Annotated in this window: 10 protein-coding genes and 1 tRNA gene; 9 read left to right on the forward strand and 2 right to left on the reverse strand. The window is 30.9% G+C overall.

Going from position 1 to position 15,685, the window contains the following annotated elements:
• Position 1 precedes the first annotated feature (1 nt).
• The 3 genes from MPTP_RS03830 to MPTP_RS03840 are packed head-to-tail and all read left to right on the forward strand — an operon-like array spanning position 2 to position 6,360.
• Positions 2-436, forward strand: coding sequence for an AAA family ATPase (locus MPTP_RS03830; RefSeq protein ID WP_013773760.1), 435 nt, complete (start codon positions 2-4; stop codon positions 434-436).
• The gene (locus MPTP_RS03835; RefSeq protein WP_013773761.1) at positions 433-3,135 is read left to right on the forward strand and encodes an SbcC/MukB-like Walker B domain-containing protein; all 2,703 of its coding nucleotides are present in this window, start codon (positions 433-435) and stop codon (positions 3,133-3,135) included. Before MPTP_RS03830 ends, MPTP_RS03835 begins: the two co-directional genes overlap by 4 nt.
• An 18-nt stretch (positions 3,136-3,153) precedes the next feature.
• On the forward strand, positions 3,154-6,360 hold the full coding sequence (locus MPTP_RS03840; protein ID WP_013773762.1) for a DEAD/DEAH box helicase: 3,207 nt from the start codon (positions 3,154-3,156) through the stop codon (positions 6,358-6,360).
• A 455-nt stretch (positions 6,361-6,815) separates the two neighbouring features.
• On the opposite strand, the gene MPTP_RS03845 is transcribed toward MPTP_RS03840, so the two are convergent.
• Positions 6,816-6,888, reverse strand: a tRNA-Thr gene (locus MPTP_RS03845).
• A gap of 163 nt (positions 6,889-7,051) precedes the next feature.
• The gene (locus MPTP_RS03850) at positions 7,052-8,275 is read right to left on the reverse strand and encodes a serine hydrolase domain-containing protein (protein ID WP_013773763.1); all 1,224 of its coding nucleotides are present in this window, start codon (positions 8,273-8,275) and stop codon (positions 7,052-7,054) included.
• A 207-nt stretch (positions 8,276-8,482) separates the two neighbouring features.
• On the opposite strand from MPTP_RS03850, the gene MPTP_RS03855 reads away from it, so the two are divergent.
• From MPTP_RS03855 to MPTP_RS03880, 6 genes are all read left to right on the forward strand, one after another.
• Positions 8,483-9,451 (forward strand): ribose-phosphate diphosphokinase, encoded by a 969-nt coding sequence (locus MPTP_RS03855; protein WP_013773764.1) that lies wholly within the window; start codon positions 8,483-8,485, stop codon positions 9,449-9,451.
• A 148-nt stretch (positions 9,452-9,599) separates the two neighbouring features.
• Entirely contained in the window at positions 9,600-10,751 is a 1,152-nt protein-coding gene (locus tag MPTP_RS03860) for a cysteine desulfurase family protein (RefSeq protein WP_013773765.1), read from the forward strand.
• A gap of 77 nt (positions 10,752-10,828) precedes the next feature.
• Positions 10,829-11,176 carry a DUF1831 domain-containing protein gene (locus tag MPTP_RS03865; RefSeq protein WP_013773766.1) on the forward strand — a complete coding sequence of 116 codons (348 nt, stop codon included), beginning with the start codon at positions 10,829-10,831 and terminating at the stop codon, positions 11,174-11,176.
• Between the two features lie 178 nt (positions 11,177-11,354).
• On the forward strand, positions 11,355-12,476 hold the full coding sequence (gene mnmA / locus MPTP_RS03870) for a tRNA 2-thiouridine(34) synthase MnmA (protein WP_013773767.1): 1,122 nt from the start codon (positions 11,355-11,357) through the stop codon (positions 12,474-12,476).
• Positions 12,477-12,777: 301 nt separating this feature from the next.
• On the forward strand, positions 12,778-13,146 hold the full coding sequence (locus MPTP_RS03875; RefSeq protein ID WP_013773768.1) for a DUF1033 family protein: 369 nt from the start codon (positions 12,778-12,780) through the stop codon (positions 13,144-13,146).
• Positions 13,147-13,434: 288 nt separating this feature from the next.
• Positions 13,435-15,528, forward strand: a complete 2,094-nt coding sequence (locus MPTP_RS03880; RefSeq protein ID WP_013773769.1) for a DNA topoisomerase 3 — start codon at positions 13,435-13,437, stop codon at positions 15,526-15,528.
• Positions 15,529-15,685: the final 157 nt, after the last annotated feature.

Genomic DNA, 15,685 nt, shown 5'->3' on the forward strand with positions numbered 1-15,685 from the left:
CGTGAAACCATTGTTACTAACATTAAAAAATTTTGGTCCTTATCTATATGAAACAATTGACTTTACAAAGTTTATGGATTCTTCGCTTTTTTTGATTAGTGGAAAAACAGGTTATGGAAAAACAACTATTTTTGATGGTATGAGTTATGCTTTGTTTGGCGAAAGTTCAGGGAATATTCGTTCCAGTAAAGAAGTTCGATCGATTTTCGCCTCGGATTCTGCTGTTACTCAGGTTTGTTTTACTTTTTCACATGGTGGGTATTTTTATGAAATTTCACGAAGACCTGAACAGTGTCTTCTTAAAAAAAGAGGCAAGGGAGAAACCATCCACCCAGCAAAAGTATCATTAATTGTCAAAGATTCTGCTGGAAAGGAGAAACAAGAATTAACCAAAAAAAAGACGTTGAACAATTTATTTATGAGCTATTACACTTGAATGCAAAACAATTTTCTCAAATCGTTCTTCTTCCACAAGGTGAACTACGAACATTTCTATTAACAAATAGTGAAGAAAGAGAAAAAATATTAAGAAAACTTTTCGGAACGGAAATTTATCAACAAGTTGCCGAAGAATTAAAATCATATAGGAAACAAGCCAGTCAAAATCATTTTGAAATGGAACAACAACTTAAAAATAATAGTAAACAGTTATTTTGGTTAACACAACCACCTATAGAGACAGAAGTTTCCTTACAAGAAACATACCAAAAAATAGACATTGAAAATCAAAAAATAGAGGCAAAACAAGCAGAAGTCAAACAAAAACTTGATGGGTATAAGCAAACTAAACGATTAACAGAACAAAAGATAGATAGATTAAAAGAAAATATGGATAAAAAGAAGCAATTACTCGATGAACAACAGCAATTGGTAAAAAGAACAGATAAAATAGAGGAACAAAGGCATCAACTAAAGCAACTACAATGGGCAAAACAACATTTAATCTTAATTGATCGGTTAGACGAACAGCTTCAACAAAAACAGCAATTAAAAGCAACTAAAAAAGAAGAATTAGAAAAGCAGAAAATTATTCAATATTCACTGCAAGAAAAACAACAGGAACTAAAGAACTATCAATGCCAACAAGAGCAAATGAAACAATTAGAATATGCTATCATTCACCTCGATTATCAATTGCCACTTTATCAAAAAAATGAACAATTGATTAAATTATATAATGAACAAAAATTACTAGTCATTCAAAGAGGAAAAGAATTAGAAGACATAGAAGCAGAGTGGGAAGAATATCAAAAAACAATTCAGAAATTGGCAATAGTTATTCATGAAAAAGATGATTTTGAAAATGAGTGGCAACAACTTAAACAGCAAATTGAAAATTGGCAAGAAATACAACAACAATTGAAAACACTAAAAATAAAACAACATAAACTTAAACAACAACAAGAAGAACTTTTGCAATTGAATGATTTATCAAATGAATTATCTGAGCAACAAGAGAAACTCCAAAAGATTCATCAACAGAAGAAAAGTGAATGGGCAGAAATACAGATTGAACAACTTAGTCACTATTTAGTTGAAGGACAACCTTGTCCAATTTGTGGTTCAATAGAACATCCCAAAAATCAGTTAAAAAATCACTCACCAAAAGAAATTGAACAAATAGAAAAAGAATTAGTAAGTAGTGAAAAAAATTTTAATAACAATACCCATCAACTTATTCAATTAACAGCTAAAATAAAACAGAAAAAAGAGTTAATTAAATTAGAACAGCAGATATTTCAAGAAGAAGAGCAAGTGATCCAACAAAAAATTAAATTATTAATGGCTAAATCAGGAGTACAATATCAAATAGTCACTAATAAAGAAATTGATTGTTTAATAGGTAATTATTTAGATAAGCAAACAGCAATTAAACAAAAATTGTTCATTATTGAACAAAAACAATTAGAAACAGAAAAATTAACACCAAAATTTTCACTAATGGAAAAAAATAAAAATATTGCCACTGATCAATTTTTAAATGCCAAAGAACAATTGCAATCAATCGAAATTGAACAAGAAATAATAAAAAGGCAACTAGATGATCCGAAGATAACAACAGATGAAATTTGTAAAAATAAGCAATTAAAAGAAAATCAATGGCAAAAATGGTCTGAAACCTATAAACAGCTTCAGGTGGAAGTAAATAAACAAGAAGAACAATTAAGCTTGATTGAACATACGCTTCTTCATTTAACAAAAGAAGAAACAAGAATAGCAGACTATATCGATAATCTAAACCAGCAATTAAGGAAAGTATTACAAAATCAACCAAAAGAGATTAGTGAAAAACAATTGCGTGGATGGTTGAAGCAACTCGATCAAATTGAAAACTTAATACTGAATATCCAGCAGTTTGATAACCAAATGGAATGGCTTAATTCTCAGTTAGATGAATTTTCTAAAATTAATCAGAAACAAACTGAAAACGAGATAAAACAACTACAAGAAAAGGCTGTTAATTTCAATCAATTCATTGAAAAAGAAGAATCTATGTATTACCAATTGCAAGAAAAATTACAAAATAATCGAGCATTAAAAAAACAAATGCATCATCAGCTCATGCTTTTAAAAAAACAAACAGCAGAAGTGATTGCTCTTCAACAACTAAGTGATGGAATCAATGGAAGTAATATAAAAAAAACCAGTCTTGAACGTTATGTATTACAAAACTACTTAAAAAAGGTCTTAGAAGTAGCCAATCAGCATTTAAATCTATTAACCAGTGATCGTTATCAGTTTGAACTAAATACACAGGTAAAAAGCTATAAAAACCAAACGGGACTAGAAATTGATGTGTATGATACGATGGCTGGAACAACAAGGAGTGTTTATACCTTATCTGGTGGAGAGAGTTTTATTGCTGCCTTGGCTCTAGCTATTTCTTTAGCAGAAGTCATTCAGGCACAAGCTGGAGGAATTATCATTGATGCTTTATTTATTGATGAAGGATTTGGATCATTGGATGAGGAGTCTTTGGAAATGGCAATTACAGCTTTAGAAACGATTGAAAATGAAGGTCGGATGATTGGCATTATTAGTCATGTTTCAGAATTAAAAACACGAATACCACAACAGCTGAAGATTAAAACAAATGGTAGTGGACAAAGTAAAGTTAGTTATCAGTTAGCCTAAAATAAAGGTAGTGAGAATATGAGATGGAGTATTCCAGAGAAAATTATTGATCGTGGTAGAGAGTATGTAAAAGAAAAGCGAGTCATTGATATTGAACAAGATATAGAAAAACAAGTTTGGAATGCTGAAGTTTTAGGAGATGAAATTTATCATGTTGTACTAGATGGAACAGCTAGAGAAAAAGATTTTTGTAGCTGTCTTTATTGGGATGAATATGGATTTTGCGAACATACTGTAGCTGCCGAGTTAGCATTAAAAGAACAAGGAAAATCACGAATTATTACTAAAACCACTTCTTCTTTACCGATAAAAAAAGCAACATCATCAATCACTGATATGTTTACCAAAGGCTTATTACATGAGCAGCAATCGAAACAAACTCAGGAAACTATTCCTTTATCTATAGATTTTTTAATAGAAACTATTGAAACAAATAATTATTATTCTGAACAATCGATTTTAGGGATTGCTTTGAAAATTGGCTATACTGATGTAAAAAATGCAAAAATGTATATTATAAAAAATATAGGTGAATTCTTGCAGATTTATAAAAAAAGAGCAGTTTACTCTGTAAATAAACAACATGCTTTCCTTTTAGCAAAAGGTGCTTTTGCCGATGATGTTGAAAATCTTTTAAAAGAACTAGCAGAAATTTATCAAACCAATCAACTACTAGGTATAAAAGGCTTTCCTGTTAAGGGGAAAATTGAAAAAAGGTATTTAGCTCTACCAATCTTTCATGGAAAAGAATTAATAAAAAGCATAGATCAAACAGGAAGACTGCACTTTAAAATCTCTGGAACGACCTTCCAGCACCTTTTATTTAGCGATGAAAAGTTACCACTTAGCTTTGTTATTACTCAGCCTAAATCAGCTATCTTTCAACTAACAATTGAAGATCCGACAACCATTTTTTTATCCTATTATCATTGGGTAATTATTGATCAGACGATTTATTCGCTAACCGATCAAGTAGAGAAAATTTATACAACACTTAGGCAGTTGTTAAAAAGGTTAGAAGAGCCGAGTATTTTTTATGATTCTACACAGGTTTCAGAATTGTTTAGCCGCATTCTACCTATTTTAAAACAAATTGGTCATGTTCAATTAGATAAAACAGTGAAAAATCAATTGGCCTTCTTCCCTTTACATGCTGTCTTTTATTTTCGTAAACATGCAGGTATGATCAAAGTGCGCGTGGATTTCTATTATGGTGAAACCTTATTCTCAACGAATAAACGCTATACGACTAAAAAGGTAGAAGATCAAGAAATTATTCGAGATATTCAAAAAGAAAATGCTATTATGGATGTATTCCAACAATTTGGCTATGCAATGAAACAAACTGAATTTGAAAAAAAATTACCTGCCGGTGAAGCACTTTATCATTTCTTTGCCAGAGAATTACCAAGTTTCCGTAAATTAGGCACAGTAAAAGTAGGCGAACAGCTAAGTAAATTATTTTTAAAGGCCGAAAACCATCAACCACTCATCTCAGTATCAGAAACAACAAATTGGCTAAATGTAAAATTTGATATCTCAGGCATTGATGAAAAAGAAGTAGATGCTGTATTGACTAATTTAATGAAAAAAAGAACGTTTTACACACTTGAATCTGGTGAAATATTATCATTAAAATCTGAAGAATTTAATCATACTAGTCAAGTATTAACTGCTTTACGAAAAAAAACAGCAAGTAATAAACAAACAATTCAAGTGCCAAAAAATCAAGGATTGATTATTGAAGAGATTTTAGGAAAAGATAAACAGGCAGCGTTTTCTACTTCGTTTAAACAAATGGTGTTTTACTTAACACATCCAGAAAAATTTGCTGTTCAGTTACCTAAAGGAATTAAAGCAAGTTTGCGTCACTATCAGGTTGAAGGCTTTTATTGGTTAAAAATGTTAAGTCATTATCAATTAGGAGGTATCTTAGCGGATGAAATGGGATTAGGAAAGACCCTGCAAACTATTACTTATCTGCTCTCTGAAAAAGAAGAAGGCAAACAAAAATCGCCAGCATTGATTGTTGCTCCTGCCAGTCTAATTTATAATTGGATCGCAGAAATAAAAAAATTTTCACCAACAACCAATGTTCAAATTATTTTTGGTAATAAGGATGAGCGAATAAAACTTTTAGCTAATGCTGAAAAGCAAGATATTTTGATCACTTCCTATGCAAGTTTACGTCAAGATGTTGAACAATATAAAGAAATAAAAATAGACTATTTAATTCTAGATGAAGCACAGATGGTTAAAAATAGTGGAACAAAAACAGCTAAAGCATTAAGAAGTTTAGAGATTTCCAAAAAGTTTGCGCTAAGTGGAACGCCAATTGAAAATAATTTAGAGGAATTATGGTCAATTTTTCAACTAATTTTACCAGGATTACTACCTTCAAAAATGATTTTTCGTAAGATGAGAGCAAATGATATTGCTAAAGTTATTCAACCTTTTATTTTACGAAGAGATAAACAAACGGTGCTTTCCGATTTGCCAGAAAAAATCGAGAGCAATCTGTATAGTGTTTTAACAGAAGAACAAAAAACAATCTATCTAGCTTATTTGAAACAAATGCAAGCAGATATTCAAAAAATGGATCAAGCGACATTTAAGAAAAATCGCTTAAATATTCTGGCTGGATTAACACGACTTAGACAAATTTGTTGTGATCCAAGATTGTTTATTGAAGATTATACTGGTGGTTCTAGTAAGGTTGAACAAGTAAAAGAGATATTAATAACAGCTAAGAAAAACAATAAAAGAGTTTTACTTTTTTCACAATTTAAAGGTATGCTATCTATATTGGAAAAAGAGTTTCAGCGATTGGACTTAGAAACTTTCTATCTAAGTGGAAGTACCAAACCAAAAGAAAGAATCAATATGGTAAATGCATTTAACGATGGACAAAAGGATGTTTTCTTAATTTCATTAAAAGCAGGTGGAACTGGACTTAACCTAACAGGAGCAGATACTGTTGTTTTATACGATCTCTGGTGGAATCCAGCCGTAGAAGAACAAGCGGCAAGTCGTGCTCATAGGATTGGACAGAAAAAGGTTGTTGAGGTATGGAGAATGATTACAGAAGGCACTATTGAAGAAAAAATTGATTCATTGCAACACGAAAAACGAGCATTATTTCAGCAAGTCATTCAAGGAAATGAAGAACAACTGGCAAGACTAACAGAAGATGACATTCGCAATATTCTAAATATAGGAATGTAGGTAGAAAATTAGATGAAGATATAAATGAACTAAAAAGCTAAGTCGTAGTTGGGAACGATAAATTCCTAAATGACTTAGCTTCTTTTATTTTATAAAAAATATAAATAGGTAATTGATTTACTAAAATCAAATAATAATTATCATTAAACTATAAATTGATTTGCTCATTTTTTGATTGAAATATTGCTGTTTGCATAGATTAATATAACAACACAGAGTTTTATTTATTGTTTTTATCATTAACAATCTATACTCTAAAATAAATAATAAATCTAACAAAAATAGAAGTATTGATTACTAACAAGTTATATATTTTGATAAAATTATAGGTTTTTGTATGAATAATTATAAGATAATCATATGGAAAATAAGATGATGGTTATTTATGGATTTTTTAATGAATATTCAAACAATTGAAGTGAGGAATATAGATGACAAGATAATAAAAAAATGAAAGCCACTTGACGGGCTTGAACCGTCGACCTCAGCCTTACCATGGCTGCGCTCTACCAACTGAGCTAAAGCGGCATAGGCAGTTAACACATAATATAGAATAACTGACAGAGATAAATTTGTCAATCATTTTTCTAGCTTTTTAATTTTGTAGTCTAATCATTATTTTGATAAAATCTAATCTATTTACTATTTTTATCTATGAAAGAATTCTTTCATAGATAAAAATAGTAAACTACTAATCAATAGGCGATGGATAGAGCATTTGAAAGAAATTTTTACTTAGATCTTTATAAGTATTGCCACTTCTATATCTATTACTGAACAGAATAACGGCATTTTTTCCATCTTTACTCATATAAATTTCTGATTCATAGTTATTTTCTACGCCACGTGAATGAAAATAATTTTTATAGTTATAAATTCCACCAGTATATTTATTTTTCTCTAGTGGATTGAATAATTCTTGTTTTGCATTTTGATCAATCAGATTTCCATGGATCAATTGATAAAAGTACCAATAGAGATCGCCTGTTGTCATTCCAATATTTCCTGTACCTAGTTCTCTATTAAAGCCAATTGGATCCATAGCCGATGGATAAGAATAATTCACTGGTTTTTTATATAAATAGGATTTTGTTTGGTGTGGAGTCATTAAAAAATCTTTATACAAATAAGTATTTTTTAAATTTAATGCTTGAATTAATTCTTCATTTACCAATTGATTATAGCTTTTTTGAGTGACCTTTTCTAGAATACCTGCTAATAAGGTATAGTTAATTGCCTCATAATGCCATTTACCATGTTTTGAACATTTGATGTTGGAAACAGCAAAAGCTATCAGCTGATCATCATTTAATAGCTTTTTAGGTAACCCGGTATTTCTCAAACCAGAGGTCATTGTAAGCATTTGATGAAGCGTAATATGATCGCTATTAGGTACCTTTGGATAGAAACGACTTAATGGGTCATCTAATGACAGTAAACCATTATGGACAGCTTTCATGATTAAAGAAGTTGTTAATGATTTTTGAATAGAAGCAATTTGAAAAACTGAGTATGGATTATTTTTCTTTTTCTCTGCATAATTTGCGTAACCATAACCTTTTTGTAAAATAATATGATTGTCACAAATCACCAACGCAACGCCTGAAAAGTCCTCTTGTTTTAGTTGAAGTTCCATAGTTTTGGCTGTATTGTTCGCTGGTTGAACAGTTTGATTAAAATGGGAATAATCATCAGCTGTTGTAGGAAGTTTTTTTTGTAGTTTGTTAGCTTCCTTTTCTGTATTTGATAAATGGAGAACAGCTGAATGGGTTATGGAATTATTCACTGTTTTGTTGAATAACACATCATATAATGTTTTACTAATCCCACCTATAACAAGTAATGATAAAAAAATCAAAAATCTTTTTTGCCAAGATTGCTTTCTTTTTCGATGCCTATATTGATAACGTGCCATTCTATTTCTCCTAATTTCAGTTTTTACTTCTATCATTTTACTCATAAAAACAAAAATTGCAATTGCTGTTCATTATAAATGATAGAATAAACAAGATAAAGAGAATTAAATTGAATAAAAGAGATCGCTGCTTTTTTTATTAAAAAATGGTAAAATAAACAGGAGTATAGGTTTTAATTTTTACTGAATAAAATGATGGAGGAAACCATGACTGATACTTATCAAGAGCAGCCATTACGTATATTTGGCTTAAATGCGAATCGTCCATTGGCAAAAAAGATTTCTGATCATATTGGTGTTAAACTTAGCCAAGGAGAAGTTCACCGATTTAGCGATGGAGAAATTCAATTAAATATTGAGGAAAGCGTTCGAGGAGATCATGCTTTTATTGTTCAATCGACAAATATACCTGTTAATGATCATTTAATGGAACTTTTGATTATGATTGATGCATTGAAACGTGCAAGTGCAAAAACAATTAACGTTATTTTACCCTATTATGGCTATGCTAGACAAGATAGAACAGCACAACCTAGAGAACCTATTACAGCTAAATTGGTAGCAAATTTATTAGAAGTAGCCGGTGCTACTAGATTATTAACTTTAGACTTACATGCGGTTCAGGTACAAGGCTTTTTTGATATACCGGTAGATAATTTATTTACTGTACCTTTATTTGTTCGTTATTATCGACAACTTCATTTAATTGGCAATGATATTGTAGTTATTTCACCGAAAAATAGTGGTATTAAACGTGCCAGAAGCTTGTCAGAATACCTTGCTGCTTCATTAGCAATTGTTGATTATGAACATACTAATTATCAATCAGGCTATGTTATTGGTGATGTCAGCGGAAAAACTTGTATTTTGGTAGATGATATCTTAAATACAGGAGAAACCATGGTAAATGCTGCAAGAGTTTTAAGGGAAAACGGAGCAACGAATATCTATGCTTGTGCTTCCCACGGATTATTTGTAGATGGTGAAAAAAATCTAATTGAAACTTCATCGATTGATCATTTATGTGTCACCGATTCTGTTTATATTGCAAATGAACAACAACCAAATAATTTAACGATTATCTCTTGCGCTGAATTACTAAGTGAAGGAATAAAACGTATTTATGAGAATACACCAATGAGTCCTTTATTTCAATTAGAGAAAAAAGAATTATGATGCCCATTCATTGAATAAGCTAAGCGCGTTGTTCTTTTTTAGATAGATCAATAGAATCTTAATCGAATCAGAAGATAGGACATAGAGGAAATAATTGAATAAATTTCTTTAAATAAAAATTGAAATTTCTTGAAAGAAGTGAATAAGCTTGAATGATATCTACCTGGATCATGCAGCAACAACCCCGCTTCATCCAGCAGTGATTGATAAAATGACACAGGAAATGAATGAAACATTTGGAAATCCTTCTAGTATACATTCATTTGGAAGAAAGGCGCATAAAAAATTAGAGCAGGCACGTCAATTGATTGCTCAAAGTCTACAAGTAAATCCAGAAGAAATTATTTTCAATAGTGGAGGAACTGAGGGAGCAAATACGGCAATTATCGAAACGGCTTTGTCACATAAGGCAATTGGGAAACATATCATTACAACTATGATTGAACATCCAGCGGTTTTAAAGACAATGAATTATCTAGAAAAGTTAGGCTATGAAATTACCTATCTACCAGTTGATTCTGCTGGGAACTTAACTGTTTCTGACTTTAAAGCTGCACTTAGAAAGGATACTATTCTGGTCTCTATTATGTATGGAAATAATGAAGTTGGAACCTTAATGCCGATACAAAAAATTGGGGATATACTGACTGATTCATCAACGATCTTTCATACAGATGCTGTTCAAGCATACGGTCATGAAACAATTTTACCAAAAAAATTAGGGATTGATTTATTAAGTGTATCTGCCCATAAAATTAATGGTCCTAAAGGTGTAGGATTTTTGTATAAAGATAAACAGGTAGCATTGCCTCCTCTTTTACATGGTGGTTCCCAAGAAGATAAGCGGCGTGCTGGTACAGAGAATATACCTGGTATCATTGGGATAGGACAAGCCATTTCCTTATTAACACAAGAAGAACAACAAAAACGAAAAAATAGTTATCAAGCATTTCAACAACAGATTTTAGAGCAATTAGATCAAGCTGCTATTGCATATCAAATAAATGGCGATCCTCAAAATAAATTAGCTCATATTTTAAATTTATGGTTTCCTGGTATTCCTAGTCATCTATTAGTCACATATTTAGATTTAAATGGCATTGCTGTTTCGGCTGGTTCTGCTTGTTCTTCTGGAAATACCCAACCTTCTCATGTATTTGAAGCGATGTACGGCAAAGAACATCCAGCTAATACCGAATCAATTCGTATTAGTTTTGGCTTAAATAACCAACTGTCTGATATAAAGTTAATGACAGAAATTTTAATTGCTAGCATTAAAAAAATTAAACCAAAAAAATAATCTATTTTTACTAGTAGAATGATATATCCTCTATTATAATAAAATAAAGATATATAAATTAAAGAGGTGAATTATTCATGACATTTGCAAAAACAGCAACAATTGAGGGCGGGACGACTACTTATACGCTACATCCACAAATAAAGCGTTATACGTTAAAAGATAATGGATTTGTTGAGACGCCCTCAAGAAATTTTCAATTTATTCGTTCATTAGAAGCTACGCCACAGAATAGAGATGGTTTTAAATTAAAAATTGTGATTTCAAAGGATCTAAAAACATTAAAAATGTCAGTTACAACTGCAAATGGATTAAAGGCTGTCAATATTTTTAAAAATGACCAACATAAAGCAAGTCAGGAAAAACTTAATTTTTTAATAGAAACTTTGATGAATAACCATATTTTAGTAAAAGTAGAAGCTTAATTACAAAAAGTAAGTAATCCGTTAAGTTAACGAATTGAAAGTCATTTTAATTATAATTTTAAATAATAAGACGAACTTTACTATTAGAAAAAAGATAGTATAATGGTAAGAACTGAAAAATTACGACCTTCAATCCGTAGATGATTCAGAATCTAATTGAAATGGTGGTGATAAGAATATGAAAAATAGCCAGATACGTGTAGTAGTTGGAATGAGTGGAGGTGTAGATTCATCTGTCACGGCTTTATTGTTAAAAGAACAAGGATACGACGTTGTAGGAATTTTTATGAAAAACTGGGAAGATATAGATGAAAATGGCGTCTGTACCGCCACAGAAGATTATAAAGATGTGGCAAAGGTGGCAGATCAAATTGGTATTCCTTATTATTCGGTAAATTTTGAAAAAGAATATTGGGACCACGTCTTTGAATATTTTCTAAGTGAATATCGGAACGGGCGAACACCAAATCCAGACGTAATGTGTAACAAAGAAATTAAATTCAAAGCATTTTTAAATTATGCAATGCAACTTGGCGCTGATTATATTGCTACTGGTCATTATGCACAAATCGAACGTACAGAAGATGGTAATGTTCGTTTGTTAAGAGGAATAGATACTAATAAAGATCAAACCTATTTTTTAAGTCAATTATCACAAGAACAACTTTCAAAAGCAATGTTTCCTCTTGGAGGTATGGAAAAAACACAGGTACGTGAAATTGCAGCAAAAGCAAATTTAGCTACTGCTAATAAGAAAGATTCAACAGGAGTTTGTTTTATTGGTGAGAAAAATTTTAAAAAATTTTTAAGTGAATATCTACCTGCCAAAAAAGGAAAAATGGTAACTGAAACTGGTGAAATAAAAGGTATCCATGATGGATTGATGTATTATACTATTGGACAAAGACAGGGATTAGGGATTGGGGGAGGTGGCGCTTCACAAGAACCTTGGTTTGTAATTGGTAAAGATTTAACGACAAACACCCTTTATGTTGGGCAAGGTTTTCATCATCCTTTATTATATGCCTCACAGTTGGATGCCAGTAATATTCAGTTCACTAAAAATAGTTCAATGCCAAAAGAATTTCAATGTACGGCGAAATTCCGTTATCGTCAGCAGGATACTGCTGTAACTGTTCGACTAGGTGAAGATGCTACTTGTGCTAAAGTTATTTTCTCTGAACCTGTTCGGGCGATTACACCAGGTCAGGCAGTTGTTTTTTATGATGGAATGGAATGTTTAGGTGGAGGTACTATTGACCGAGCTTACCAGGATGGAAAAGAATTAGCTTATATTTAAATGAATAATAAATAGCGAACCAAATCAATAATACAAAGAATATTAAAAAATTTATGTTAGGTGTCTATCTTAATTGAACGTTGAGCAAAAAACTATTTTTCGGTTTTAAAAAAAATGGTTACTAAATAGAAAATTGATTTCAATATAAATGGCTGATTTTATCAAAATAGGTAGAAAAGAACGTGAAAATTCATGATATTTCACGTTCTTTTTGTACAAATTAACCACTTCACAAGCACTTAATTTGAAACATTTTAGCTGAATTACTAAAATTAAAGTAAGAATAGAGAGGAGTGAAGTGATGTATCAAGTAATTATTATGTTTGGAGATAATGAACCTTGGTGGTTTTTTGCGGATTGGCAACAGGATATTATTGAGGAAAAACAATTTGACTGTTTAGAAAAAGCTGAAAATTATTATAGAAAAAAATGGCAGGAATTTTCTTTATCTTATACTTACATCAATACAAAACCTAATTATCTAGCTGCTTTCTGGAGAGATGAAGAAAAACGTTGGTGTGAAGAATGCAATGAGAATTTGCAACAATATAGAGGATTGGCTTTATTAGGAAATAATTACAAACCCGTTACCTTTAATAATAAATATGAAAAATTAAATATTAGTAATCACATTGAAAAAGTAAAGTGTTGCAAACGAATAATGGTATAGCTAAAAATAAAGACAAATTTTTGAAAAGATTATTTACTTGATTTTTAATAAACAAAATTGCTCATAACCTAAGATAATTTCAATAAATAATAAAATTATTTTATATCAGTTCTCTTGATCAGGCGAATTGTCAATTAAACTATTATCAGATAGGAAAATAATTTTTGTGACTTTTTCTTAATACTTGATATTCTAGATTTAAGAAATAATCTTTTGGTCAAAAAATTTGTTATAATAGAATTCACCTAGTTTATTTATATTTGTAATTTATTTAAAGGAGAAAAATTTTTGATAAAAAAACAATTAATTATAGCAGAAAAACCTAGTGTAGCAAAAGATTTAAGCAAAGTATTAGGTGCAAATCAAAAAAATAAGGGTTATTTTGAAGGTGACACAGCAATTGTTACCTGGGCATTAGGTCATTTACTTGGATTAAAAATGCCAGAAGAGATTAATAAAGAATGGCAGAGTTGGCAAATGACAACTTTACCGATGTTGCCCAAGCATTTAGGTATCAAACCATTGCCAAAAACAGAACAACAGTTGAAAACAATTAAGCAATTAGTAAACCGAAAAGATATAAAGGAAATCGTCATTGCAACAGATGCTGGTAGAGAAGGAGAATTGGTTGCTCGTTGGATTTTAGAATACACACACGTTACAAAACCAATTAAACGTCTATGGATTTCTTCACAAACAGATAAAGCGATAAAAGAAGGATTTAAACATTTAAGACCTGCTAAAGAATATGATCATTTATATTATTCGGCTTTAGCACGAGCAAAGGCAGATTGGTTAGTTGGCTTAAACGTTACACGTGCCTTAACGGTGAAGTACCAAGATAGCCTTTCTGCTGGACGTGTTCAAACACCGACATTGGCATTGGTTAGGCAACAAGAAAAGGACATTTCCGCCTTTCAAGCGCAAACTTATTTTACAATAAGCTTACAGGTAGCAGATGAAAAGGCAAAAATGGTTCAAAAAAATCCCTATTCATTAAAAACACGTAATGAAGCTGAATTATTGGTGAATAAATGGAACCAACAAATTGGAAAGGTTACTGATATTAAAGAAAAATTGAAAGTTGAATCAGCACCGCTTCCTTACGATTTGACAGAGATACAAAAAGAAGCCAATCAACGCTACCAATTTTCAGCTAAAAAAACACTTTCTTTGGTTCAAAGTTTATATGAAGTACATAAAATTGTTACCTATCCACGAACTGATAGTAAGTATTTGACAACAGATATGAAAGAAACAATGAACGAACGCTTATTAGCCATTCGTGAATTTGATCCAATCGTTAAAGAATATATAAAAACAGGTAGTCAGGTAAAACAAACAAAAGTATTTCAAAATGCAAAGGTAACCGACCACCATGGATTAATCCCAACTGAACAACGACCAAATTATACAAAATTAAGTAATGATGAACAAAAAATTTATACTATGATTGTTTATCGTTTTTTAAGCTTATTTGCTGGTCCTTATAAGGTAGCTCAGACAAAAATAACAGTAACATTTGGTGAGCAGCCTTTTATTTTCAACCAAAATAAAGTGGAATCTTTAGGATGGAGACGTGAAACTTTAGAAGAAAAGAAGAAGGTGAGTTGGAAAATAGGAATGACGGTTTCACCTAAATTTTCAATTCAAAAAGAGTTGACTTCACCACCTAAACCTTTAACAGAAGGTACCTTATTAGCAAAAATGGGAAAATATAGTTTGGGAACACCAGCGACAAGGGCTGAAATCATAGAAAAACTCATTCGTTCTGAATTAATGGAACGTACATCACAGGGTATAGCAGTTTCACCTAAGGGCAGACAATTACTTGAGTTGGTAAATCCTTCATTGGTTACACCTGAATTAACAGAAAAATGGGAAAAAGAATTAGAAGCAATTGCACTTGGCAAGCAAAATAGTCAGAATTTTTTAAAAGAAATCGAAACAGACACTAAAAAATTAGTAAGTGAGATTAAAAATAGTCAAAAAAGCTATCAAGATTTTTCAATAACTCAGAAAAAATGTCCAGAGTGTCAAACCAACCTTAAAGAAAAAAATACAAAAGAAGGTAAGATTTATAGTTGTCCCAATTCCGAATGTTCTTATCGAAGAAGAAAAGATCCAAAACTATCAAATCATCGGTGTCCACAGTGTCATAAAAAAATGCTGATCATGGATAATCAAAAAAATGCTTATTTTAAGTGTAAGTATTGTTCAATTACTGAAAAAATGCTAGATAAAAAAAATAAAAAGCAAAAATTGACAAAACAAGAAGAACGTCGTTTAATGAAAAAATATACGAAGAGTGAAACACCTCAGGAAAGTGCCTTAGCTCAAGCTTTAAAAGCTGCTATGTCAGAAAAAAATCCAAATAACTAGTCTGGTAATGATGAATCGTTAACATTCAGATAAATAACAACCAAAGAATAAATTGGTTGTTATTTATCTTTATTCTTTCAATGATTAGCTGTACTTAAATAAAAAAATTTTATTCACCTATTGATAATGATAAGCTATCATCGTTCTAGTCAATGTT

It is taken from the genome of Melissococcus plutonius ATCC 35311 (genome assembly GCF_000270185.1).
Taxonomy (GTDB): domain Bacteria; phylum Bacillota; class Bacilli; order Lactobacillales; family Enterococcaceae; genus Melissococcus; species Melissococcus plutonius.

What these genes read in the sequence shown, in the direction of transcription:
- MPTP_RS03840 (WP_013773762.1), top strand. Translation starts at nt 3,154, where the DNA reads ATGAGATGGAGTATTCCAGAGAAAATTATTGATCGTGGTAGAGAGTAT.
- MPTP_RS03850 (WP_013773763.1), bottom strand. Translation starts at nt 8,275, where the DNA reads ATGGCACGTTATCAATATAGGCATCGAAAAAGAAAGCAATCTTGGCAA.
- MPTP_RS03855 (WP_013773764.1), top strand. Translation starts at nt 8,483, where the DNA reads ATGACTGATACTTATCAAGAGCAGCCATTACGTATATTTGGCTTAAAT.
- MPTP_RS03865 (WP_013773766.1), top strand. Translation starts at nt 10,829, where the DNA reads ATGACATTTGCAAAAACAGCAACAATTGAGGGCGGGACGACTACTTAT.
- mnmA (WP_013773767.1), top strand. Translation starts at nt 11,355, where the DNA reads ATGAAAAATAGCCAGATACGTGTAGTAGTTGGAATGAGTGGAGGTGTA.
- MPTP_RS03875 (WP_013773768.1), top strand. Translation starts at nt 12,778, where the DNA reads ATGTATCAAGTAATTATTATGTTTGGAGATAATGAACCTTGGTGGTTT.